Source organism: Segnochrobactrum spirostomi (assembly GCF_009600605.1).
In the GTDB taxonomy this organism is placed as follows: Bacteria; Pseudomonadota; Alphaproteobacteria; order Rhizobiales; family Segnochrobactraceae; genus Segnochrobactrum; species Segnochrobactrum spirostomi.
The window spans coordinates 1,998,014-2,019,396 of the sequence record NZ_VWNA01000001.1 but is presented as its reverse complement, the minus strand read 5'-3'; the positions used below and the strand labels follow the sequence as shown (position 1 = coordinate 2,019,396).

Below are 21,383 nucleotides of genomic sequence, written 5' to 3'. Positions count from 1 at the left end.
CTCAGGCGTCCCGCTCGGGCGATGCGTCGCCGGTGAGGCGCGCCCGCAAGGCGATCGCCGCGCGGGCGAGCACGGTCGGCCAGTTTCCCTCGCCCGCGGCGCGGCGTAGATCGTCCTCTTCCGCAGGACCGAGATGGGTCTCGGCGGCGAGCATGAACTTCTCGAGGTCAGCGGAAAGCACCCGGATCAGTCCGGGGTCGGCGGCTGCCTCCTCGATCAGGGCGGAGAGATCGTCGCCGAGCGCCGGCCGGTCGGCGGCGGGCTCGCTTACCAGAACCTTCACCTTCTCGATGTGAAGATCCGGCGAGATCGCCGCCGCGATGGCGCGGGCGTCGTCGCGCAGGCCGGCGGCGCGGTCGTGCAGCGCGCCTGCGGCCGGCGTCGCACCGACGAGAGAGAGACGCACGATCTGCGGCAGGCCGGCCTCGTTGCGGTCGTGCAGGGCGGAAAGCGTCACACGCATCCGCTCCGTCAGGTCGGCCGAGGCGCCGGAACAATCGATCTCCGCGCGCACCCAGCGGATGACGTCGAGCTCGATGCGCTCGATCGCGCGCACCGCCCGGTCGGTGACGGTGACGAGGACCGCGCCCTTGGCGCCGGTCTCGCGGATGGTGCGGCCCTGGATATTGCCGGGAAAGACGATCGGGGGTTCGGTCGAGACGTGCTCGAAATCGTGGACGTGGCCGAGCGCCCAATAATCGTAGGCCTTGGTGCGCAGGTCGTCGACGCTGCACGGCGCATAGGCTTCGTGTCCCGGCCGTCCGGCAAGCGCCGTGTGCAGCATGCCGATGTTGAAGAGGCCGGGCTCGGCGGACGGGTAGGCGAGGGCGAGGTTGTCGGTCGTTGCGGGCGTGTGGAAACTCTGGCCGTGGATTGCAACGCTGAGCGCGGGGAGGAGATGCGTCTCCGGCTTGCGGCTGCCGAACAGGCGCACATTGGCGGGCCAGGGCACACTGCGGGTGACGACCGAGGCGGCGTCGTGGTTTCCCGCGATGATGAAGACCGGAATGCCCGCCTGATCGAGGCGTCCCATGGCGCGGGCGAAATAGAGGCCGGTGCCCATGTCGCGCCAATCGCCGTCGAACAGATCGCCGGCGATCAGGACGAAATCGACCGCCTCCTCGATCGCGCGGGCGACCAGATTGTCGAACGCCGCGCGGGTCGCCCCGCGGATTTCCTCGACCGGCAGCCCTTCGTAGCGCGCCAGACCGTGGAGCGGGCTGTCGAGATGAATGTCGGCTGCGTGGAGGAAGCGGAACTCGGCCAACCGTCTGTCTCGCGAACGTCCGGGCGACTCAAGGGGTGAGTCGCCGCCTCAGGGTCGCAAGCGAGATAGCACTCGTTCGGATTGAAGGACAGACGCGCCGCACCGACGGATCTGCATCGAACAGCGCCGCCCTTCCTTCCCTCCGCCATGCGGGGGGAAGGGAGGGACGGAGAGGCATTGGGTCCCCTCGGCCCCATCGCTCAGGGGGCTCAGAGTTCCCCGGCCTCAGGCCGCCACGGCGCCGAAGGGCCGGACGGAACTCGCCTGGGGGCCCATCGGGCCTTCGGTCGTGGCGCGGGTGATCTCGACGAGGCTCCCCTCGGCGAGGGTGTCGAAACTCCCCGACTGCACCGCATTGCGGGTGAAGTAGAGGTCCGGCCCCTCTTTGATCTCGATGAAGCCGTAGCTCTGCGCCGGGAACAGACGGGAGATGCGGCCGGTTTCCCCTGCGGCCTCGCTCGTCTTGATTGCCCCGCGTTTCAGGGCGGCATCGGAGGCGAGCCGGCGCTCGATCGCGGCGAACACGCGATTGACGAGCGCGGTCTGGTCGGCCTTCGCCTGATGCACGATGCCCTCGTCGCGAGCGACCAGCGTGCGGCCGGGCACGTCGATTTCGACGGCGAGCGCGACCGGTGGGCGGGCGCTCGCGGCGGAGCGGTGCGGAATCTCGACCACGACGCGGCCGGCGATGATGTGCGGATGGTAGCGTCCGAGCTTTTCGGCCCGCGCCCGGATCAGCGTTTCGAGCGCCTCGGACGGGGCGGTGTGGCGGAAAGCGATCTGAAGCGGCGCGTCCATGGGGGCCTCCCTGTGGGTTTTTCTTCGTCGCCCCGAGGTCCGGCGATAACGCGCGAAGTGGGCTTTTGATCCCGTCGCGGAAGCCCGCTATGGTCGCGCCCGATCACATCCCGGCGACCCGATCGCCGGCGATGCCAGCGGGTTCACGAACCCGACCAGGTCCACGCCAGGAGACGACCGATGGAAGACAAAGCCGCCAAGGTCCGCATTGAAGAGGACGCGCTCGGCGATGTGGAAGTGCCCGCCGAACACCTCTGGGGCGCGCAGACGGAACGGTCCCGCGAGAATTTCCGCATCGGCACCGACCGCTTCGTCTTCACCCGCCCGGTCATCCGCTCGCTCGGCATCCTGAAGAAGGCGGCGGCGCTCGCGAACGGCGAGCTCGGCCAGCTTTCGAAGGAGAAGGTCGAGCTGATCGCCAAGGCGGCCGACGACGTCATCGAGGGTCGGCTCGATTCCGAGTTCCCGCTGGTGGTGTTCCAGACCGGCTCCGGCACCCAGACCAACATGAACGCCAACGAGGTGATCGCCAACCGCGCGATCCAGATCGCCGGCGGCGTGATCGGCTCCAAGAAGCCGATCCATCCGAACGACGACGTCAACCATTCGCAGTCGTCGAACGACACCTTCCCGACCGCCATGCACATCGCGGCGGCGGAGGAGATCGTTCACCGCACCATTCCGGCGGTGCGCAAGCTTGCCGACACCCTCGCCGCCCGCGGCAAGGCCTATGAATCGATCGTGATGGTCGGCCGCACCCATCTTCAGGATGCGACGCCGCTCACCTTCGGTCAGCTCGTCGGCGGCTGGGTCGCCCAGCTCGATCACGCCATCGCCGGCATCGAGACCGCGCTCGGCGGTATCCGCAACCTCGCCATCGGTGGCACCGCGGTCGGCACCGGCCTCAATGCCGATCCGGAGTTCGGCGCCACCGTCGCCAAGCACGTCGCGGCGATCACCGGCCAGCCGTTCCTCTCGGCCGAGAACAAGTTCGCCGCCCTCTCGGCCCACGACGAGATGGTCAACGTCAGCGCCTCCCTGCGCACCCTCGCCGGCGCCCTGATGAAGATCGCCAACGACGTGCGCTGGTATGCCTGCGGCCCGCGCGCCGGCTTCGCCGAGATCCTGATCCCGGAGAACGAGCCGGGCTCCTCGATCATGCCGGGCAAGATCAACCCGACCCAGTGCGAGGCGCTGACGATGGTCGCTGTCCAGGTGTTCGGCAACGACCACGCGGTCGCCTTCGCCGGCAGCCAGGGCAACTTCCAGCTCAACGTCTACAAGCCGGTGATGCTGCACAACGTGCTCGAATCCGCCGACCTGATCGCCGACGGCTGCCTGAGCTTCGAGGAGCATTGCGCGAGCGGCATCACGCCGAACGAGAAGCGCATCCGCGAGCATCTCGAGAATTCGCTGATGCTCGTCACCGCGCTCAACCCGCACATCGGCTACGAGAAGTCGGCGAAGATCGCGCTCACCGCCCACCGCGAGGACCTGAGCCTGCGCGAAGCGGCCCTGAAGCTCGGCTTCCTGACCAACGAGCAGTTCGACGAGTGGGTCCGTCCCGAGGACATGACGCACCCGCTCAAGAAGAAGAAGTAAGACGCGTCTCGCCCTCCCGCGGACGGGCGGTCGCCGGCCGTCCGTGGGAGCCCGATCGCCGTCCCGCATTTTGTGAGGCCGCCGGCCCGGCCGGCGGCTTTCCTCCGGGGCGCGGCGATGGCATGGTCCGCCCCATGCCGAACGACAGCGCCCCCTCCCTCGCTTCCGCCCCTCCGGTCCGGCCCGGCGACCACGTCTTCCTGGTCGACGGCTCGTCCTTCGTGTTCCGGGCCTATTTCCAGTCCATGAACCAGGACCGGAAATACAATTACCGCTCCGACGGGCTGCCGACGGGGGCGGTGCGGCTGTTCTGCACCAAGCTCCTGCAGTTCGTGCGGGACGGCGCCGTCGGCATCCGGCCGACCCATCTCGCCATCATCTTCGACAAGTCGGAAAACTCGTTCCGCAAGGCGATCTATCCGCCCTACAAGGCGCACCGGCCCGATCCGCCGGCGGACCTCGTGCCGCAATTTCCGCTGATGCGGGCGGCGGTGCGCGCCTTCGGCCTGATCCCGATCGAGCAGGACACCTACGAGGCCGACGACCTCATCGCGACCTATGCCCGCGAGGCGAACGCCGCCGGCGCTGACGTCCTCATCATCTCCGCCGACAAGGACCTGATGCAGCTCATCCGGCCCGGCGTCGCGATGTACGATCCGGCGTCCGGCGAGGCCAAGCGCGGCTCGTTCCGCCCCGAGCGGCGGATCGGCTACGACGAAGTCGTCGACTATTTCGGCGTCCCCCCGGAGAAGGTCGTCGACGTGCAGTCGCTCGCAGGCGATGCCACCGACAACGTGCCCGGCGTGCCCGGCATCGGCATCAAGACCGCGGCGCAGCTCATCGGCGAATATGGCGATCTCGACACGCTGCTCGCCCGCGCGGCCGAGATCAAGCAGCCGAAGCGGCGCGAGAGCCTCCTCGCCAATGCCGAGCAGGCGCGGATCTCCCGCCGCCTCGTGGCGCTCGTCGACGACGTCAAGGTCGAGGTGCCGCTCGCCGATCTGACCCTCGTGGAACCGGAGCCGAAGCCCCTCGTCGCCTTCCTGAAGGCGATGGAATTCACCACCCTGACCCGCCGCATCGCCGAGCTCGGCGGCGTCGACGTCTCCGCGATCGAGCCTGATCCGTTCTACGCCGTCGGCAATTTCGGTCCCGGCACGGCGGACGCCGGCCTCGGCGACGACGTGGCGCCCGAGGGCGGCGCGGAGGCCGCGCCCGTTGCCGTCGGCGAGGCGGAGCCGCCACGCGAGGCGCCGGGCGAAGGGCCGGGCTCGCTCGCCATCGCCCGCCGTCAGGCGCTCGGCGGGGCGGCGGTGGACCACGCCGCCTACGAGACCATCACCTCGACCGAGCAGCTCGAACGCTGGATCGCGGCGGCGTTCGAGGCGGGGGTGGTCGCGGTCGATACCGAGACCAACTCGCTCGATCCGATGCAGGCCGATCTCGTCGGGGTGAGTCTGGCGACCGCGCCGGGCCGCGCCGCCTATCTGCCGCTCTTGCACAAGGCGGGCGACGACGGCCTGTTCGGCGGCGGCCTCGTCCCCGACCAGGTTCCGGTCCGCGAGGCGCTCGACCGGCTGAAGCCCCTGCTCGAGGACCCGTCGGTCCTCAAGGTCGGGCAGAACCTCAAATTTGATTGGCTGCTGCTCTCCCGCTACGGCATCGAGATCGCGCCCTACGACGACACCATGCTGATCTCCTATGCCCTCGATGCGGGCGACCGCAGCCACGGCATGGACGATCTCTCGGAGCGTCACCTCGGCCACAAGCCGATCGCCTTCAAGGACGTCGCCGGCAGCGGCAAGGCGCAGATCACGTTCGACCGGGTCCCCGTCGACCGCGCCACCCATTATGCGGCCGAGGACGCCGACATCACGCTCCGGCTCTGGCTGGTGCTGAAGCCGCGGCTCGCCGCCGAGGGCATGACGAGCGTCTACGAGCGGCTGGAACGGCCGATGATCCCGGTGCTCGCCCGCATGGAGCGGCGCGGCATCGCCATCGACCGGCAGATCCTGTCACGGCTCTCCGGTGAGTTCGCCCAGACGATGGCCCGCGTCGAGGCCGAGATCGCCGACCTCGCCGGCGAACCCTTCAACGTCGCCTCGCCGAAGCAACTCGGCGAGATCCTGTTCGAGCGCATGGCGATCCCGGGCGGCAAGAAAACCAAGACCGGCGCCTGGGGCACCGGGGCGGACGTGCTCGAAGACCTCGCCGCCCAGGGCCACGTCCTGCCGGCCAAGGTTCTCGAATGGCGGCAGGTCGCCAAGCTGAAATCGACCTATACGGACGCGCTGCCCAGCTATCTCCATCCCGAGACGAAGCGGGTGCACACCTCGTTCTCGCTCGCCTCGACGACGACGGGGCGGTTATCGTCCTCGGAACCCAACATCCAGAACATTCCGGTGCGCACCGAAGAGGGGCGCAAGATCCGCTCGGCGTTCGTCGCCGAGCCGGGAACGCGGCTCGTCTCGGCCGATTACAGCCAGATCGAACTGCGCGTGCTCGCCCACGTCGCCGACATCCCGCAGCTCAAGAAGGCGTTCGCCGACGGCATCGACATCCACGCGATGACGGCGTCGGAGATGTTCGGGGTGCCGGTCGAAGGCATGGACCCGGCGGTGCGCCGGCGCGCCAAGGCCATCAATTTCGGCATCATCTACGGGATTTCGGCGTTCGGGCTCGCCGCCCAGCTCGGCATCGGCCGCGACGAGGCGGGCGCCTATATCCGGCGCTATTTCGAGCGCTTCCCCGGCATCCGCGCCTACATGGACGGCACCAAGGCGTTCGCCCGCCAGCACGGCTATGTCGAGACGATCTTCGGCCGCCGCGCCCATTATCCGGAGATCGGCTCGTCGAACCCGTCGATGCGGGCCTTCATGGAGCGGGCCGCGATCAACGCGCCGATCCAGGGCTCGGCCGCCGACATCATCCGCCGCGCCATGGTGCGCATGGAAGGCGCGCTCGCCAAGGCGAAGCTCGACGCCCAGATGCTGCTCCAGGTCCACGACGAACTCGTGTTCCAGGTGCCCGAGGCTCAGGTCGCCGATACGATCCCGGTGATCGTCGAGGTGATGGAGAGTGCACCGTTCCCGGTCGTCGAGCTCTCGGTGCCGCTCAAGGTCGATGCCCGCGCCGCCCTCAATTGGGACGAGGCGCACTGAGGCCAATGGCGGTTCGGCGGCTCAGGAGAGCCGCCGAACCGCCTCCGGGTGCTCGGAGATGAGGACCGCCTTGAGCTTCTCGAGGGCGCGCGCCTCGATCTGGCGCACGCGCTCCTTGGAGATGCCGAGCGTGGTGCCGAGCGCTTCCAGGGTCTCGCCTTCGTCCTTCAGCCGGCGCTCGCGCACGATGACGAGTTCGCGCGGGCTCAGCGACCGCAGCGCATCCTGAAGCCACACCTTGCGGCGGGCGTCGTCGATCGCCTCGCCGACCGTCTCGTCGGGTAGCGGATGGTCGTCGACGAGGAAGTCCTGACGCTCGCTGCCGTCATCGCCTTCGGTGAGTGGGGCATTGAGCGAGAGGTCGGAGCCCGACAGCCGCGTCTGCATGGTGGCGACGTCGGAGGTCGACACGCCGATCGCGAGGGCGATCTCCTGCTGGATCTCCGTCTCCGAGCGCGTTCCATCGACGGCGAGCTTCGCGCGCAGCCGGCGCAGGTTGAAGAACAGCGCCTTCTGGGTCGAGGAGGTGCCGCCGCGCACAATCGACCAGTTGCGCAGGACATAATCCTGGATGGCGGCACGGATCCACCACGTCGCGTAGGTCGCGAAGCGGATGTCGCGCTCCGGCTCGAAGCGCTGTGCGGCCTCGAGAAGACCGACATGCCCTTCCTGGATGAGGTCGCTCATCGGCAGGCCGAAATAGCGGAAGCGGGCCGCCACGGCGATGACGAGGCGCATGTGGGCCTGGGCGAGCTGGTGCAGCGCGTGCTGGTCGCGCTTCTCGCGCCAGCGCACCGCGAGGGCCTGCTCTTCGCCGCGTTCGAGATAGGGCGCCCGCATGGCGGCGCGCACCATGCTCCGCCCCTCTTCGCCGACGATCGCCGCGCTTCCGCCTCGACCGGGCCTTGCTCCGACTTTCGATATGCTGCCCATGGGATCCTCGTCCCTACCGGCAGGCCGCCGGCGTCCCACGCGACGCCGCGAGCCATCGACCTGCTGTCCGGTCTTCTACGTTCGACCAACGCCGCCGGATCGGTCGGCATCGAGCCTATTCGTATCATCATGGGGCGGGTCGCTTGCCCCGGTCTGCCGCGCCTCCGAGACACGCTCTCGAGATATACGCTTGAGCGGCAACGCGGACGGCGCCGATATGATCCCCCTGCCATGGCCGTGGGACCACCCGCCGGGAAGCGCGCGGTGTTGCAAACAAGAAGGGCGCCCCGAGGGACGCCCTTCCAAACTCTGCGAGGGAGATATGGCCGATCAGGCGGCCTCGTCCTGCTCCTCAGCCTCCTCGGCGACCTCGTCCTCGGCCTCTTCGTCGGCTTCGGCGGTCTTCACGGCGGTGGTACGGCGCGGGCTCTTGGCGAGCTGCGCTTCGATCTCGCGCACGGCCTCGGTCTCGGAGACTTCGTGAACGACGGCAATCTCGCGGGCCATGCGATCGAGCGCGGCCTCGTAGAGCTGACGCTCGGAATAGGACTGCTCGGGCTGGCTGTCGGCGCGGTAGAGATCGCGCACAACCTCGGCGATCGCGATGAGATCGCCCGAATTGATCTTCGCCTCGTATTCCTGGGCGCGGCGGCTCCACATCGTGCGCTTGATGCGCGCGCGACCGCGCACGGTGGCGAGTGCCTTCTCGACCGTCTCGGTGTCGGACAGCTTGCGCATGCCGACGGACGCGATCTTCGCGGTCGGAACGCGCAGCGTCATCTTGTCCTTCTCGAACGTGATGACGACGAGTTCGAGCTTGTGGCCCGCCACTTCACGCTCTTCGATCGCGACGATCTGGCCCACGCCGTGGGCCGGATACACGATGTGCTCGTTCGTCTTGAACCCGTGACGCTGCGGCGTCTTCTTTACCGGGGTGGCCATACGCATCCAACTCCTGCGCCCGTTGCCGTTCTCGTCGACCGGACCGACATGATGTCCGGGGGAGAACGCCCTGTCCGCTCGGAGCACCTTGAACGTCCGGGCCTACCCCGCACGCGCAAATCCCGCGTGCCGCACCCGAGTTCTTCCGTCGTGCTCGCCTCGTCAAATCTCCTCGACTCAAGCAAAACGAACCCAGTCTTGCGAACCAGGTCCGCGAGATCCTACGTCCCTAGGGAATGGAGCCGGGGGGCCGCCTGAGGATCCGGAGTCGAGAATGTTCTCCGATGGTCAGCAAAAATAGCACAACGCGCCGAAAAAACAAAGGGATCGACACGGTCTGAGGGCTCCAACCGGTGCTTTTTCCCCCTCGGCATGGCTGCCATGACCTGGGTGGGGGGCTCATGGGTTGCTTGTTCCCGGTTCATTGTCCCCGATTCGATCTCCCGCAGCGGCGCGAAACGGAAAGAACCGCGGTGCGGTGTCGTCGGACGCCGCTCAGATCCGCCCGCCGGCCGTTTCCTCCTGCCGCCATCGCGAATAATCTTGGCCCCGATGCAGGCGGCTCGGCCGGACACGGCGCAGCGGCGGGAGCCCGGCGGGGAGATGGCGGTGGGAAGAGGTCGGTTGCTGGTGCTCGATGCCGGATCGTCGTCGCTGAAGGCGGTGGCGTTCGACGAAGCCGGGCAGGTCTTGGCCGAGGCGAGCGCGGACTATCCGACGGCGAGCCCCGGGCTCGGCGCGGCCGAGCAGGATTGCGACGATTGGTGGCGGGCGGCGCGCGGCGCCGTTCAGTGCGTCGCGTCGGTCCTCGGCGCGGCGTTCGCGCCCGAAGCGATCGCCCTCACTGGTTCGATGCAGAACTTCGTCGTGGTCGGCCCCGACGGCCGACCCGACGGCCCGGCGGTGCTCTACAGCGACGCGCGGCTCACGGCGGCCCGCGCCCATGTATTGCGGGCGCGGCTGCCCGGCGATTTCGAGCGGGAGGTCGGCAACCGCCTCGATCCGGCGATGTCGATCTTCCGCGCGATGGACCTCGCCGACGCGGCCCCCGCGCGGCTCGCCGCCGCCCGCGCGCTCCTGTTCGGCGCCAAGGACGTCCTCATCCATCGCATGACCGGGCGGGCGGTGATCGATCCGACCACCGCAAGCCTGTCCGGCTTTTTCTCCCTCGCCCGGCGGCGCTGGGACCCGGACATCGTGGCCGCATCGCGCCTGCCGGCGGCGATCCTGCCGGAAGTCGTCCCCGCCGATGCCCGCGTTGGGCCGCTTCTACCGGAGTCGGCGGCCGAGCTCGGCCTTCCCGCCGGCCTGCCGGTCTATGGTGGTGCCGGCGACGGCGGCGCGGCGACCTGGGGCGCCGAGGCGGACGGCCACGGCACGCCTTACGTCTATCTCGGCACCACCGGCTGGGTGGCGGCCACCATGAGCCTCGCGCAGGCGGCCCCGCCCCGGGATTGCCACACCTTGGCGGCACCGGTCGGGGAGGACGTCATCGTCGTCGCCCCCTTCCTCAATGCCGGCTCGACGGTCGCATGGGTTGCGGACCTGACTGGGCGGCCGATCGACGACCTGGTCGCGGCGGGGGCGGCCCTCGATTCCACCCCGCCGGCGCTCCTGTTCCTGCCCTATCTGATCGGCGAGCGTTCGCCCTTCGAGGACCGCACCGTGCGCGGTGGCTTCCTCGGCCTCGGCAAGGAGCACGGCGCGGACGCTCTCGCTTATGCCGTGCTCGAAGGCATCGCCCATGCGGTGCGCCACAATCTCTCGACGCTGCCGATCGTGCCGAAGCGCATGACGGTGATCGGCGGCACCCGCCAGCCGCTCCTGATGCAGCTCATCGCCGACGTGACCAACATTCCGGTGGTCGAGACGCCGTTGACCCGCTCCGGCACGGCGCGCGGGGTCTATCGGCTGGTCGCGCCTGCGCTGGGCTTCACCGATGGAGCGGGGGAAACGTCGCCCGCTTATTGCCGCCGTTCGGAGCGCGCCGCCCGTGCCGAACGGCGATACCGGACCTATCTCGCCGTCTCGCGGGTGGCCCGCGATCTCGCCGAGACTTTTTCCGAAGGCCAGCCGGGTGCCTGAGCCGCGATCGGCTCAGAACGCGGCGGCGACGATCCGGCCGACCTCGGCGAGAACGGCGTCCTGCTGCCGCGGTGCACCGGCCCCACCGGCATAATAGGCGGCGACGAGGATCGGCGGCCGCTCGGGCGGCCACAGGATGGCGACATCATCGGTGACGAGGAGGCCGTCCGCTCCGGTGCGGTCGCCCGCCTTCCAGTCCGCCGGCAACCCGGCGCGGAGGCGTTCCAGGCCGGTCTTGCAGGCGATCATCCAGGCGGCGAGCTGCGCGCGGGAGGTCGGCGAGAGCACCGGTCCGAGGAGGAGTTTCTCGAGGTCGGCCGCCATCGCAGCCGGCGTGGTGGTGTCGCGGGGATCGCCCGGCTTCACGTCGTTGAGCTCGGGCTCGTAGCGATCGACGCGGCTCTCGGTGTCGCCGAGCGAGCGCAGGAAGGCGGTCAGCCCTTCCGGTCCGCCGAGGCTGCGCAGCATCAGGTTCGCCGCGGTGTTGTCGCTGTATTCGGTCGCGGCGGCGCAGATCTCGGCGAGGGTGAGGCCCGGTGGCCGGACGTGTCCCTGGGTCGCCGGCGAGCCTTCGACGACGTCGTCCTCGTGGAAGATCACCCGCCGTTCCAGGTGCTCCTCCCCGGCATCGACGCGGGCGAGCACGGCGCCGGCCGCGAGGATCTCGAAGGTGTTGCAGAGGGGAAAGCGCTCGTCGCCGCGATAGGCGATGCGGCGCCCGGTGCCGGCCTCGACCGCGACGACGCCGAGGCGGCCGCCGTGCGCCTGCTCGATCGCGGTGAACTTCGCCACCGCCGCGGCGGCGTCCGGGCGTGCGGGTGTGCCCCCGGCCCCGGGCTGGGACTGGGGCGCGTCGGCGGCGCGGGCCGGCAACAGAGGCAGGGCGAGAAGGAAAGGCGCGGCAAGCGCCGAAAACGCGGCGCGGCGCGTGAGATCGGCCATGATCAACTCCGAACGAACGCGGCCCAGAATGTCTTGAGCACCCGCGCAAGGGCGCTGGGGAGGGTCGAGGTGCTTGCCCGACACACGGTAGAAACCCATCCCGTTCTTCCCGAACAGCCGGCCGTTCGGGCCGAGGTCCGATCGATGGGGAGGGCTGGTCGGGGCGACCGTCCGCGCGTCGCGGCGAGGCCGCCGGTCTTAAATCGGAGAGAAATGCCGCCCTTTCCAGGGCTCGCCGCACGATCCGTCCGCGGCGCGCGCAAACGTGATCGGGAATGTGCGCCGGCTCAATATTCCATCTCGGTGCCGATGCCGAGCGTGGTGGTGCCGTTGGAGCCGACGGTGCCCTGAAGCTGGACGTTCTTGGTGACGTCCACGTTGACGCGCACACCGGTCGTCGCGGCCGTCAACCCCTGCACGACGCCGACATAGAGGTTCTTGACCGGGTAGCCGCCGAGCTGAACCTGGGGATTGTCGTTCTTGTCGGTGGTCACCGCGAGCTGGCTCAGGCCCACCTGGCTCTTCAACTGGCCGAGAACGCCCGGGCCGTGACCGGTGATGCCGGTCATGTTGGCGACGGCATCGGCGAGCATCAGCGCCTGGGGGATGGTGAGGCCGCCAGCCGATTTGTTGAACAGGATGCGCGACAGCACCTCGTCCGGGGGCAGGGAGGGCTGCGAGGAGAAGCCGATCTGCGGTGCCGAGGCGCGGCCGGTGACGTTCACGGAGGCGATCACGTCGCCGGATTGGGTGGACGCCGTCAAGTTGAGCACCGGATCGAGGCTGTCGACGAAGGCGATCGTGCCGGTGTTGAACGTGAGCTGCTGGGTCAGCAATTGGAACGTGCCGCGGCGCAGGGTCAGGCCGCCGTTGACGATCGGCGCGGCGCTGGTACCGGTGAGGGTGAAGGAGCCGCTGAACTCGGCATCGATGCCCTGGCCCGAGACGAAGACGTGTCGCGAGGCGCTGATCGCGAGATTGAGATTCGCGGCGTAAGGCGGGGCGGCGGCCGGGGCGGTCTGGCCGTTCGCCTTCAGTGGCGACGGCTTGGGGAAGAAGGCGAGCTTTGCCGGTGGCACGTTGATGTGCTCGACCGCGATCGGCGCGACCGAATTCGGCAGCCGGTTCGGGATCGTCACGTCGACGCGGCCGAGGTCGATCTTGCCGGCGACGAGCGGACCGGACAACACGGGGCCGGTGATCGCGATCTGCGAATTCGCCGTCGCCTGGACCATGCCTTCGTAGCGCAGCACCAGATTCTGCGTGGTGACCGTCAGGTTCGCCGGCATGCCTTGGGTCGGGTCGAGCGAGACGGTGCCGCTCGCCGAGAGCGTGCCGCCACCGCGCGAGGTGCCGGCGAAACTCTGGATGCGGGCGACGCGGTTCTCGATGCGTGCCCGGCCGTCGATCTTCTGGAAGGCGAAGCCGATCAGGACGTCCGACGCCGAGGCGTTGGCGAGCACGAGGTCGCCGGCGAAATCCGGCGCCGTGATCGGGCCGGTGACGCGTCCGTCGAGGGTCAGGGTGCCGCCGACGCGGCGGCTCGGCGAGGGGGCGATCTGGTCGATGAGAGCGAGGTCCGCCGTGCCGCGCACGCCGAGATCGAAGCGGCCGCGGGCGTCGAGCGGGGCGCTGCCGTCGAGGATGAGCCGGGTGGTTCCGGCCGTCACGGTGCCCGTGACGCCGAGCCGGCCGTTCTGGGTCTGGCCGCGCACCGCCGCGTCGACCGCCGGCATCGCCGCTGGCATCGCCGCGACCCGGGCGCCGCGCACCGTGAGGTCGTAATCGATCCGCGGCGCTGCGGGCGTGCCGGCGATGCCGAGGCGGCCCGCGAGCGTGCCCGCCGCCCCGAGATCGGGCTTCACGACGTTGGCGAGGGCGAGCGGAAGCGCCTCGAGCCGGACGTCGAGGCCGAGCTGGCGCGCGCCGGCGGTGCCGCGCACGGTCGCCGACCCGCCGCCGGAAACGCCGAGGGCGAGGTCGAGGGCAACGCTGTCGCCATTGACGGTGATCGTGCCGGGCCGCGTCAGACGTGCGGTGACCGCGTCGCGGCTCGCGGAGAACGAGGTGAGGGCGATGCGGATCGGGCCGGCCGCGCCGATCGGCTGAGGCAGGCCGACGGTCCCCTCCGTCGCCAGGGTGGCGCCGTTGAGCCGGCCGCCGGCCGTCACCGCGAGCGCCGAGAGCGGTCCCGATACACTCACACGAACGCCGTCGGCGGCGATGCCGTCGCCGGTGAGACCGCCCAAGGTCGCGGTTCCGCGCACCGCTGCGGCGCCGAGCGGGTCGGTCACGGTGGCGTCGAGGGCGACGTCGCGCACGTCGTAGCCGAGGGCCGCGGCCTGCGCGCTCTTGAGCGTTACATGGGCGGCGTTGCCGCCGTTTGCGCCGAGATCGATCGCCGCGTCGAAGCCGCCGGTCGCGGCGATGCCGGCGAGCGCGGCGGCGGGGGCGATGTCGCGGGCGCTCACCGTGAGGCGGCCCGACGGATTGCCGGTCGTGGGACGGGTGAGCTTGCCGGCCGCGGTGAGGCCGACGAGATCGAGCTTGGCGATGTCGAGCACGTCGCCGTTCGGGCCCGTCGAGACCGAGGTGCGCGCGGTCACCGGGTTGCCTCGCGCCGTGCCGTCGAGGGCGATGGTCGCCGAGAGCGTGCCGTCGGTGCGGCGTCCGCCGTCGATCGTGGCCTTGACGCGGCTGATGCGCTCGCCGGCCGCGATCACCTCGTCCGAGCGGATGTCCGCTTTCACGGTCGGCGCCGCGAAGGTCCCGGCGATGGTCGCGTCAACCGAGGCCTTGCCGCCGAGGGTGGGGGCGAGCGCCCTGAGGTCGGCCACGGTCGCCTTGAGGCGGATGCCGTCGCCGCCCTCGCCGTAGGAGCCGGAGGCTTCGGCCTGGAGCTTGGCCGATTCGAGGCTGAAGCGGTCGATGGTGACCGCCGTGGCGCCGGCCTTGAGGGCGGCGGAGAGGCGGGGCGTCTTGCCGACGAGGCCGTCGACCTCCGGCAGGCCGGTGGCGAGGCCGCTCGCCGTGAGGTCGATGTCGACGCTTCCCGTCTGCGCCGCGGGATCGCCGTTCGCGCTCGCCTTGAGCTTGAGCGTGCCGGCGAGGGGCTGACCGATCAGGGTGCCGAGCGGCTTCAGGTCGGCCGCCACGGCGGTGAGGTCGAGCGTGCCGGTGCCGCGATCCCAGGTGCCGGTGGCGTCGGCGGCAATGTCGAGCGCCTGGAGGCGCGCCTTGTCGATGACGACCTTACCGCCCGCATCGAGGGTACCTTCGACGGCGAGGGACGGCGCGCCCTTGGCGGAGAGCGCCTTGCCGGCGAGGCTCGCGCCGTCGAGCAAGACGTTGGCGGTCAGATGCTGGGTCGAATCGCCACCGAACAGCGACCCGCCGGCCGGGGCGATGTTCGCTTTGATCTTGGCCTGCTTCGCCGTGAGGGTGGCGGTGGTCGGTGCGTCGATGGTGCCGTCGAGGGAGAGCGTCGGGGCGAAGGCGGTGCCGCCGATCTTGGCCGACACCGTTGCGCCCTGCCAGGTCGCGACCGGACCGACGAGGGGGGCATAGATGTCGGAACCCGCAACCTTGGCGTCGAAGGTGAAATCGAGGGTCCGCTTGGTGCCGCTCAGGCTGCCCTTCGCGGTGAGCGAGCCTCCGGCGCCGGAGATCGCCGCCTTGTCGACGACGATGTCGCCGTCGTCCTCGATGAGCGCGATCGCCTCGGCGCGGGTGGTGCCGGCGACGACCGGCTTGATGGTCTGCGGCAGCAGCGTTTCGATCGTCGCGTCGAAGCCGGCGGTGACGCGCCGCCCGCCGGTGACGCGCTCGATGCGCGCCTTGCCGCTCGTCAGCGTCTCGCTGCCGAGGGCGAGCGACAGGGTGCCGTTCCAATCGTCGAGGGTTCCGTCACCGGCGAGGGCGACGGTGAGCGGAGAGGCGTCGGCGACGCCGATCATGCGGTGGAGCACGCCGCCGGCGGGTTCCTCGCCGTCGAGTTTGGCTTTCAGCGTCGCCGTGGCGGGCACGAAGCTGAAGGCGAGATTGGCGTCCGGCGCGCTCTCGCCGCGGCCGTCGACCGAAAGCGTCGCGGTTACCGGGGCGGTGGCGTCGTTGGCGGGCAGGCCGAGGCTGCCGGCGAGCCCGAGCTCGACCGCCTGACCGGCCACCGGCGAGGCGAGCGCGACGGTGCCGACCTTGAACGCCTTGAGGTCGATGCCGACCGGCAGCGTGAACGGCCCCGACGAGGACGATGCGGTGCCGTCGGACGCCGGCGGACGGGTGACGTCGACCCTGCCGATGTCGAGCGTGTCGGCGGCGAACACCCGGCCGAGCAGGGCGCGGGGATGCCAGACGAGGCGGACGCGGTCGATGCCGAGCCAGACCCCGTCGCGATCGGCGACCTTGATGCCGCCGAGCTCGAGATCATCGAGACCGGAGCCGCCGACGCGCGCGATCGTGACCGGCATCCCCGCCGCCCGGGTCGCGATCTCCACGAGACCGACCAGCACGGAGCGGCCGGTCGCCGTGAACAGGAGGAGCGGCACGGCGACCGCCACGGCGGCGACGAGCCCGACGATGCCGAGGGCGAGCCCCCGCACGATCCGCCAGCCCATGGCGGGGCGGCGTCGGCGGGGTGTGCGGGCACGGGCCGGCCTCACGTCGCTCACGGTTGCATCCTCGCGGTCTCCGTCCGGGCGGCCATGATCAGAAGGCCTGTCCGAGACTGAGATAGGCCGCCCAGTTGTCGTCGCCATGCTCTTTCTGCATCGGCACGGCGAAGTCGAAGCGGATCGGACCGATCGCCGTATAATAGCGCAGGCCCATGCCGACGCCGACTTTGAGCGAGTCCGAGAAGTCTGGATAGGATTCCTTGAACGCGCTGCCGAAATCGACGAACGGCACGACGCCGATGGTATCGGTCACCTTGGCGCGCAGTTCGAGCTGGGTGGTGAACAGGCTGCGGCCGCCCGTGATCTGGTTGTAGACGGTGCGCGGGCTCGCCGCCTGGAAGGCATAGCCGCGGATCGAGCCGCCGCCGCCGGCATAGAAGCGCAGGTTCGCCGGCGTGCTTTCGAGCGAGGGGCCGACCACCGACCCGACCTCGACCTTGCCCGCCAGGATGAAGCGCGCGTTTGGGTCGAACGCGTGGTAGGCGGACAGGCTCGCATAGGTCCGCAGCATCGTGTTGGTGTCGCCGATCTCGCCGCCATAGGGCGTGAACGAGCCGGTGAAGCGGTAGCCCTTGGTCGGGTCGAGCTTGTTGTCGGTGGTGTCGGCATGGGCCGCGATCGGCACGCCGACGAGGCCGTAATAATGCTTCCCGAACGGGTCCTCGATGGTGGAGAAGCTCGGCGCGAGACCGATCGAGGCGTCCGTCTGCTCGTTGAAATGGTGGAGCAGGGTGATCTCGTTGTCGACGCCGGTGCGGGTATAGGCCTTCGGCGTCTCGCGGACGAAGTGGCTCGCGAGGATCAGGTCGTTTTTGTAGGACCACAGGCCCGGCTTGGTGAAGGTGAAGCCGATCCGGTATTGCAGGTCGTTCGGATCGTTGACGAAGAGGCGCGACACCTCGGCGTCGAACTTGAGCCGTTCGCCGCCGCCGAACAGATTGCGGTGGCCCCAATAGGCCGAGATGACGGCACCGTCCTCGCTCGACCAGGAGGCCGAGGCGCCGACATAATGCAGCTTGCGCTCGGTGACATGGACGATGATCGGGATCGTCCCGTCGGGCGCCACCTGGTCTCCCGGCGTGACGCGGACGCTCGAAAACACCTCGAGGCTGCGCAGATCCCGAGCGTAATCGTCGAGCGGGCCGGGTCGGTAGGGCTGGCCCTCGCGGAATGGCGCGCGGCTCGCCACGACGGCCGGACGCATCTTGTCCGTGCCCTCGACGATGACTTGGCCGAAGGTCGCCTTGCGGCCGGGCGTGACCGGATAGATCACCTCCACCGTGTGGTTCGCGTGGTTGGCGATCACGGTGCGGCTGCCGACGGCGGCGAGCGGGTAGCCCCGCTGCTGCATCGCCTGCACGAGCTTGTCCTCGGCCGCGATGATGTTGGTCGAACTCGCGACCGCGCCGACGACGAGCCCGGTGTCGGCGGGTCCAACCGGGGCGGGGCCCTTGTCGGTGTTCTCGACGCGGACGGTGCCGAACTTGAAGACCCGCCCCGTTTGCACGGTGACGGTCGCGTGGACGTTGCCGCGGCGCACCGCCGCCTCGATAGCGTCGCGGATCGTCGGATCGGTGGCGGCGGTCCCGGCGACCTGGACCTGAACGATCGCGCCGTAAAGACCCCGCGTATAGAGAATGCCGAGGATGCGGTCCTGCTCGGAGAGCGCGGCGCGCAGAATAGCGTCGGAACTGGCGCCGCCGGCCTCGGCGAGATCCTGAAGACCCGAGGAGTCCTCGATCAGGCTGGTGACGTCGGCATTGCCGCCGGTCACGTCGAACTTGACCTTGACCTGGCGCTTGATGCCGTCGAGGTCGTCCTTCGACGTCGCTTCGACGGTGGTGGTGTTCGAGGTCTGCTTCTTGTTGCCCCACAGCCAGTCGAACCAGCCGGCGTCGGCCGGCGAGGGCGTGGCGGCGAGCACCACCGTGACGAGCGCGCACGAAGGCCAGCGCCGACCCGCGGGACGGCACTTGGTCTTCAGGCGTGGTCTGGGCTCGGCCATGCCCTGAACTGCACCTCGTTCGCCGCGGACGTAGGTCCGCCCGTCCCGTTTCGGCGCCCGCCCGCGCCGCTCAGCCTCGCACCGCTTCCCGCGGGAGGGGCGAGATCGCGGTTGCCGCGTCTCGCCTGCTCCGACAATCGCCTGCAAGTATGGTCAAAAGGTTAGGACCGGATGACGACGACGAAAACGCCGCGCCGGCCCGGCCCTCGCCACCGCTTCAGGTATTGCCGACGGAGCCCGGGATCATGCCGAGAGCGGCGAGGTAGAGATCGAGAATCGTCTCCTGCTCGTGGCGCTCGTCGGCGTCCTGCTTCCGCAGCTTGATCACCTGACGCAGGATCTTGGTGTCGAAGCCGTTGGCCTTCGCCTCGCCGTAGACATCGCGGATGTCGTCGGAGATCGACTTCTTCTCCTCCTCGAGGCGCTCGATGCGCTCGACGAAGGCGCGTAATTGATCGGCGGCGACGGCGCCGGAATCGATGGTTTCGGTATCGGCCATGAAGTGTCCTCGTGATCGCCGGAGGCGCGGTGGCTCCCGTCGGCGCGGCGTTCCCGCCGTCCCTCCGCGCCACCTGCCCGCGGATTGCCTAATAAGCGGTGAAAAGGGCGCGTGCCCTCAATGATCCTTGTGGAGTGCCGCCGTTTGGGAGACCTCGAACGCGGCCGATTGGGCCGGGGTCGCCTCGGTCTGATGGCGCGCCTTCCAGTCGTCGTAGGGCATGCCGTAGACGATCTCGCGCGTTTCGTCCTTCGTCAAAGCGAGGCCCTTCGCCTCGGCCGCGTCGCGATACCAGTTGGCGAGGCAGTTGCGGCAGAACCCGGCGAGATTCATCAGGTCGATGTTCTGGACGTCGGTGCGCTCGCGCAGATGCGCTACGAGGCGGCGGAAGGCCGCGGCCTCGAGTTCGGTCCGGGTCGCGTCGTCGATCTCGCTCATCGTCTCGTCTCTCCCTGCGCCCCGGCGGCATGTTCGTCCGCGACCGGCCCCGTGCGTGATCCGAACCGTTCGATCCGCTCGGTTTCGGGGTCGCGCCGCAGCGTCTCGATGATCGGCGCGAGCCGGTCCGCCCAGGCGGCCGCGCCGCATTCTTCGGCGATCAGGTCCTGCCGGATCTCGACGAGGGCGTGCGGATAACCGTGTGCGGTCGCGTGTCGGTATAAGGTATCGCCCTTGAGCGCCCCGTCATAGGGCTCGTTGTCGCCGACGACCAAGGTGTCGTCCCGGCGCAACAGGGCGATGAAGGGCACGGCGCCGCGCGGATCGGCGTCCCACAGGATGCCGACATGCCAGGGCCGCGGCCAGCCGCGCCAGACCGGTGTGAAGGAATGGATCGCGATCACGAGCGGCGCCCGCCCACCGGCCGCCATCGCGGCGACCTTGGCGGCGATCGCGTCGTGATAGGGCCGGTGGAAGCGCGCGATGCGACGGTCGCGTTCCGCCGCGTCGGCCCGGGCGTTGCCGGGCACCACCGCACCGTCGGAGAGCCGCATCACCAAAGTCGGGTCGTCCTCGCCGCGGTTCGGATCGATGAGCAGCCGTGAATAGGTCGTGAGCAGCGCCGGCGCGCCGAGCCGAGCGGCGAGGCCGCGCGTCACCGCCTCGGCCCCGATGTCGTAGCCGATGTGGCGTTCGAGCTCGCTCGCCGGCAGGCCGAGTGTGCCGTAGCGCGGCGGCAGCCGATTCGAGGCGTGATCACAGAGGAGGAGGATGCCGGAGGTGTCGTCGCCGTCGATCGTCACGACGGGATCGAAGCCGGGATCTGCGGAAAGGGTCGCGGTCATAGGGTTGGGTGATGAGTGCGCGGGGTTCGGTGATGCGCCTGGGCTCGCCGGGCGGCGGCGCTCGAGGCCGGTTCGGGGGAGGACCGCAACAGGGGATTGCGATGCGCGGACGCCGGGGCTACAGGTCGCCCGGTCCGGCGGCGCGCCGTGCTCTATGCGGGCACCATATCGAGCCCCGGGCGTCTTCGCCAGGGTGCCGTTTCGGCACCGCTCCTCACGAAACGCCACCGCTCATGACCATCCTTGCCGATCGTTCGTCTGCCCCGCGGTCCCGCGCGCTCGTCTTCGCCGGGATCGCCCTCGTCGGTGGTGCGATCGGCATGGCGGCCTCGGCGGTGTTCGTGCGGTGGGCCGAGGTCGGCCCGTTCGTCAGCGCGTTCTGGCGCGCCGGGCTGTCGATCCCGTTTTTGTGGCTCTGGGCGCGGCTCGAATCGCGCGGCGTGCCGGCCGTGCCCTGGAGCCGCCCTGTCGTGTTCGCCGGGCTGTTCTTCGCCGGCGATCTCATCTTCTGGCACCTCGCCATCCTCAACACGACGCTCACCAACGCCACGCTGCTCGGCACGCTGGCGCCGGTGTGGGTCGCCCTAGGCTCTCGTGTCTTCATCGGCGAACCGGTGAGTCGCGCGACCTTCGCCGGCCTCGCCTTGTGCGTCGCCGGCGCGCTTCTCCTCGTCGGATCGAGCCTCGGCCTCAACCCGGAGCGGGTGTTCGGTGACCTCTGCGGCGTCGTCACCTCGCTCTTTTTCGGAGCCTATTTCTTGAGCGTGCGCGTCGCCCGCCGCACCATGGGCTCCGGCCTCGTCCTCTATCGCTCGACCCTCATCACCGCCGCCGTGCTCCTCGTCGTGGCGGCGGCGCTCGACGGTCATTTCCTGCCTGCGTCCCTCGCCGGGGTCGGGGCGCTCGTCGCGCTCGCACTGGTGAGCCAGGTCGGTGGACAGGGCCTGCTCGCCTTCGCCCTCGGCCACCTGTCGGCGGCGTTCTCGTCCCTCGTCATCTTCCTGGAGACGGTCGCCGCCGCCCTGTTCGGCTACGCCTTCTTCAACGAGGCGATCACCGGCCTGCAACTCGTCGGCGGTATCGCCATCCTGTCCGGCATCTGGGTCGCCCGGCCGCGGCGGAGCGGGAGCGCCTGAGCGTGGCGGTGGATCGTTCGCCATGTTTGGTGAGGTGCGGGCGCCCTGCACGGCTGCGCG

14 protein-coding genes are annotated in these 21,383 nt (G+C 69.7%); 4 read left to right on the top strand and 10 right to left on the bottom strand.

Translation table 11 applies throughout. The annotated features are described in order from the left end of the window. Position 1: 1 nt before the first annotated feature. Both F0357_RS09070 and F0357_RS09065 read right to left on the bottom strand, forming a co-directional pair. Positions 2-1,267, bottom strand: a complete 1,266-nt coding sequence (locus F0357_RS09070; protein ID WP_153480030.1) for a metallophosphoesterase family protein — start codon at positions 1,265-1,267, stop codon at positions 2-4. 225 nt (positions 1,268-1,492) lie between these two features. After that, on the bottom strand, positions 1,493-2,065 hold the full coding sequence (locus tag F0357_RS09065; RefSeq protein ID WP_153480029.1) for an HPF/RaiA family ribosome-associated protein: 573 nt from the start codon (positions 2,063-2,065) through the stop codon (positions 1,493-1,495). A 180-nt stretch (positions 2,066-2,245) separates the two neighbouring features. Between F0357_RS09065 and fumC the strand changes: the two genes are divergently transcribed. Both fumC and polA read left to right on the top strand, forming a co-directional pair. Then, positions 2,246-3,667 carry a class II fumarate hydratase gene (gene fumC / locus F0357_RS09060; protein ID WP_153480028.1) on the top strand — a complete coding sequence of 474 codons (1,422 nt, stop codon included), beginning with the start codon at positions 2,246-2,248 and terminating at the stop codon, positions 3,665-3,667. A 122-nt stretch (positions 3,668-3,789) separates the two neighbouring features. Continuing rightward, entirely contained in the window at positions 3,790-6,828 is a 3,039-nt protein-coding gene (gene polA, locus F0357_RS09055; protein WP_376767795.1) for a DNA polymerase I, read from the top strand. A gap of 21 nt (positions 6,829-6,849) precedes the next feature. Here polA and F0357_RS09050 read toward each other — a convergent pair whose 3' ends face one another. Together F0357_RS09050 and F0357_RS09045 are read right to left on the bottom strand one after the other, a co-directional pair. Continuing rightward, on the bottom strand, positions 6,850-7,683 hold the full coding sequence (locus F0357_RS09050; RefSeq protein WP_153480027.1) for an RNA polymerase factor sigma-32: 834 nt from the start codon (positions 7,681-7,683) through the stop codon (positions 6,850-6,852). 408 nt (positions 7,684-8,091) lie between these two features. Continuing rightward, complete coding sequence (locus F0357_RS09045) at positions 8,092-8,703, bottom strand: CarD family transcriptional regulator (protein WP_153480026.1); 612 nt, start codon at positions 8,701-8,703, stop codon at positions 8,092-8,094. 609 nt (positions 8,704-9,312) lie between these two features. On the opposite strand from F0357_RS09045, the gene F0357_RS09040 reads away from it, so the two are divergent. Next, positions 9,313-10,788, top strand: a complete 1,476-nt coding sequence (locus tag F0357_RS09040; protein ID WP_312861520.1) for an FGGY family carbohydrate kinase — start codon at positions 9,313-9,315, stop codon at positions 10,786-10,788. 12 nt (positions 10,789-10,800) lie between these two features. Here F0357_RS09040 and bla read toward each other — a convergent pair whose 3' ends face one another. The 6 genes from bla to F0357_RS09010 form a co-directional block, all read right to left on the bottom strand. Further along, positions 10,801-11,730 carry a class A beta-lactamase gene (gene bla, locus F0357_RS09035; RefSeq protein ID WP_153480024.1) on the bottom strand — a complete coding sequence of 310 codons (930 nt, stop codon included), beginning with the start codon at positions 11,728-11,730 and terminating at the stop codon, positions 10,801-10,803. A 287-nt stretch (positions 11,731-12,017) separates the two neighbouring features. Next, positions 12,018-16,397 carry a translocation/assembly module TamB domain-containing protein gene (locus tag F0357_RS25170; RefSeq protein ID WP_153480023.1) on the bottom strand — a complete coding sequence of 1,460 codons (4,380 nt, stop codon included), beginning with the start codon at positions 16,395-16,397 and terminating at the stop codon, positions 12,018-12,020. A 37-nt stretch (positions 16,398-16,434) separates the two neighbouring features. Further along, the gene (locus F0357_RS09025; RefSeq protein WP_153480022.1) at positions 16,435-18,405 is read right to left on the bottom strand and encodes an autotransporter assembly complex protein TamA; all 1,971 of its coding nucleotides are present in this window, start codon (positions 18,403-18,405) and stop codon (positions 16,435-16,437) included. Positions 18,406-18,622: 217 nt separating this feature from the next. Then, the gene (locus F0357_RS09020; protein WP_153480021.1) at positions 18,623-18,904 is read right to left on the bottom strand and encodes a DUF2312 domain-containing protein; all 282 of its coding nucleotides are present in this window, start codon (positions 18,902-18,904) and stop codon (positions 18,623-18,625) included. Between the two features lie 117 nt (positions 18,905-19,021). Continuing rightward, complete coding sequence (locus F0357_RS09015; protein WP_153480020.1) at positions 19,022-19,342, bottom strand: DUF1244 domain-containing protein; 321 nt, start codon at positions 19,340-19,342, stop codon at positions 19,022-19,024. After that, positions 19,339-20,187 carry an N-formylglutamate amidohydrolase gene (locus F0357_RS09010; RefSeq protein ID WP_153480019.1) on the bottom strand — a complete coding sequence of 283 codons (849 nt, stop codon included), beginning with the start codon at positions 20,185-20,187 and terminating at the stop codon, positions 19,339-19,341. Before F0357_RS09010 ends, F0357_RS09015 begins: the two co-directional genes overlap by 4 nt. Positions 20,188-20,420: 233 nt before the next feature. Between F0357_RS09010 and F0357_RS09005 the strand changes: the two genes are divergently transcribed. Then, positions 20,421-21,323: a DMT family transporter gene (locus F0357_RS09005; RefSeq protein ID WP_153480018.1), complete on the top strand. Its 903-nt coding sequence runs from the start codon at positions 20,421-20,423 to the stop codon at positions 21,321-21,323. Positions 21,324-21,383 lie beyond the last annotated feature (60 nt).

Coding starts and splice junctions, on each gene's coding strand:
- F0357_RS09065 (WP_153480029.1), bottom strand. CDS start 2,065: ATGGACGCGCCGCTTCAGATCGCTTTCCGCCACACCGCCCCGTCCGAG.
- fumC (WP_153480028.1), top strand. CDS start 2,246: ATGGAAGACAAAGCCGCCAAGGTCCGCATTGAAGAGGACGCGCTCGGC.
- polA (WP_376767795.1), top strand. CDS start 3,790: ATGGTCCGCCCCATGCCGAACGACAGCGCCCCCTCCCTCGCTTCCGCC.
- F0357_RS09050 (WP_153480027.1), bottom strand. CDS start 7,683: ATGGTGCGCGCCGCCATGCGGGCGCCCTATCTCGAACGCGGCGAAGAG.
- F0357_RS09045 (WP_153480026.1), bottom strand. CDS start 8,703: ATGGCCACCCCGGTAAAGAAGACGCCGCAGCGTCACGGGTTCAAGACG.
- bla (WP_153480024.1), bottom strand. CDS start 11,730: ATGGCCGATCTCACGCGCCGCGCCGCGTTTTCGGCGCTTGCCGCGCCT.
- F0357_RS09025 (WP_153480022.1), bottom strand. CDS start 18,405: ATGGCCGAGCCCAGACCACGCCTGAAGACCAAGTGCCGTCCCGCGGGT.
- F0357_RS09020 (WP_153480021.1), bottom strand. CDS start 18,904: ATGGCCGATACCGAAACCATCGATTCCGGCGCCGTCGCCGCCGATCAA.
- F0357_RS09015 (WP_153480020.1), bottom strand. CDS start 19,342: ATGAGCGAGATCGACGACGCGACCCGGACCGAACTCGAGGCCGCGGCC.
- F0357_RS09010 (WP_153480019.1), bottom strand. CDS start 20,187: ATGACCGCGACCCTTTCCGCAGATCCCGGCTTCGATCCCGTCGTGACG.
- F0357_RS09005 (WP_153480018.1), top strand. CDS start 20,421: ATGACCATCCTTGCCGATCGTTCGTCTGCCCCGCGGTCCCGCGCGCTC.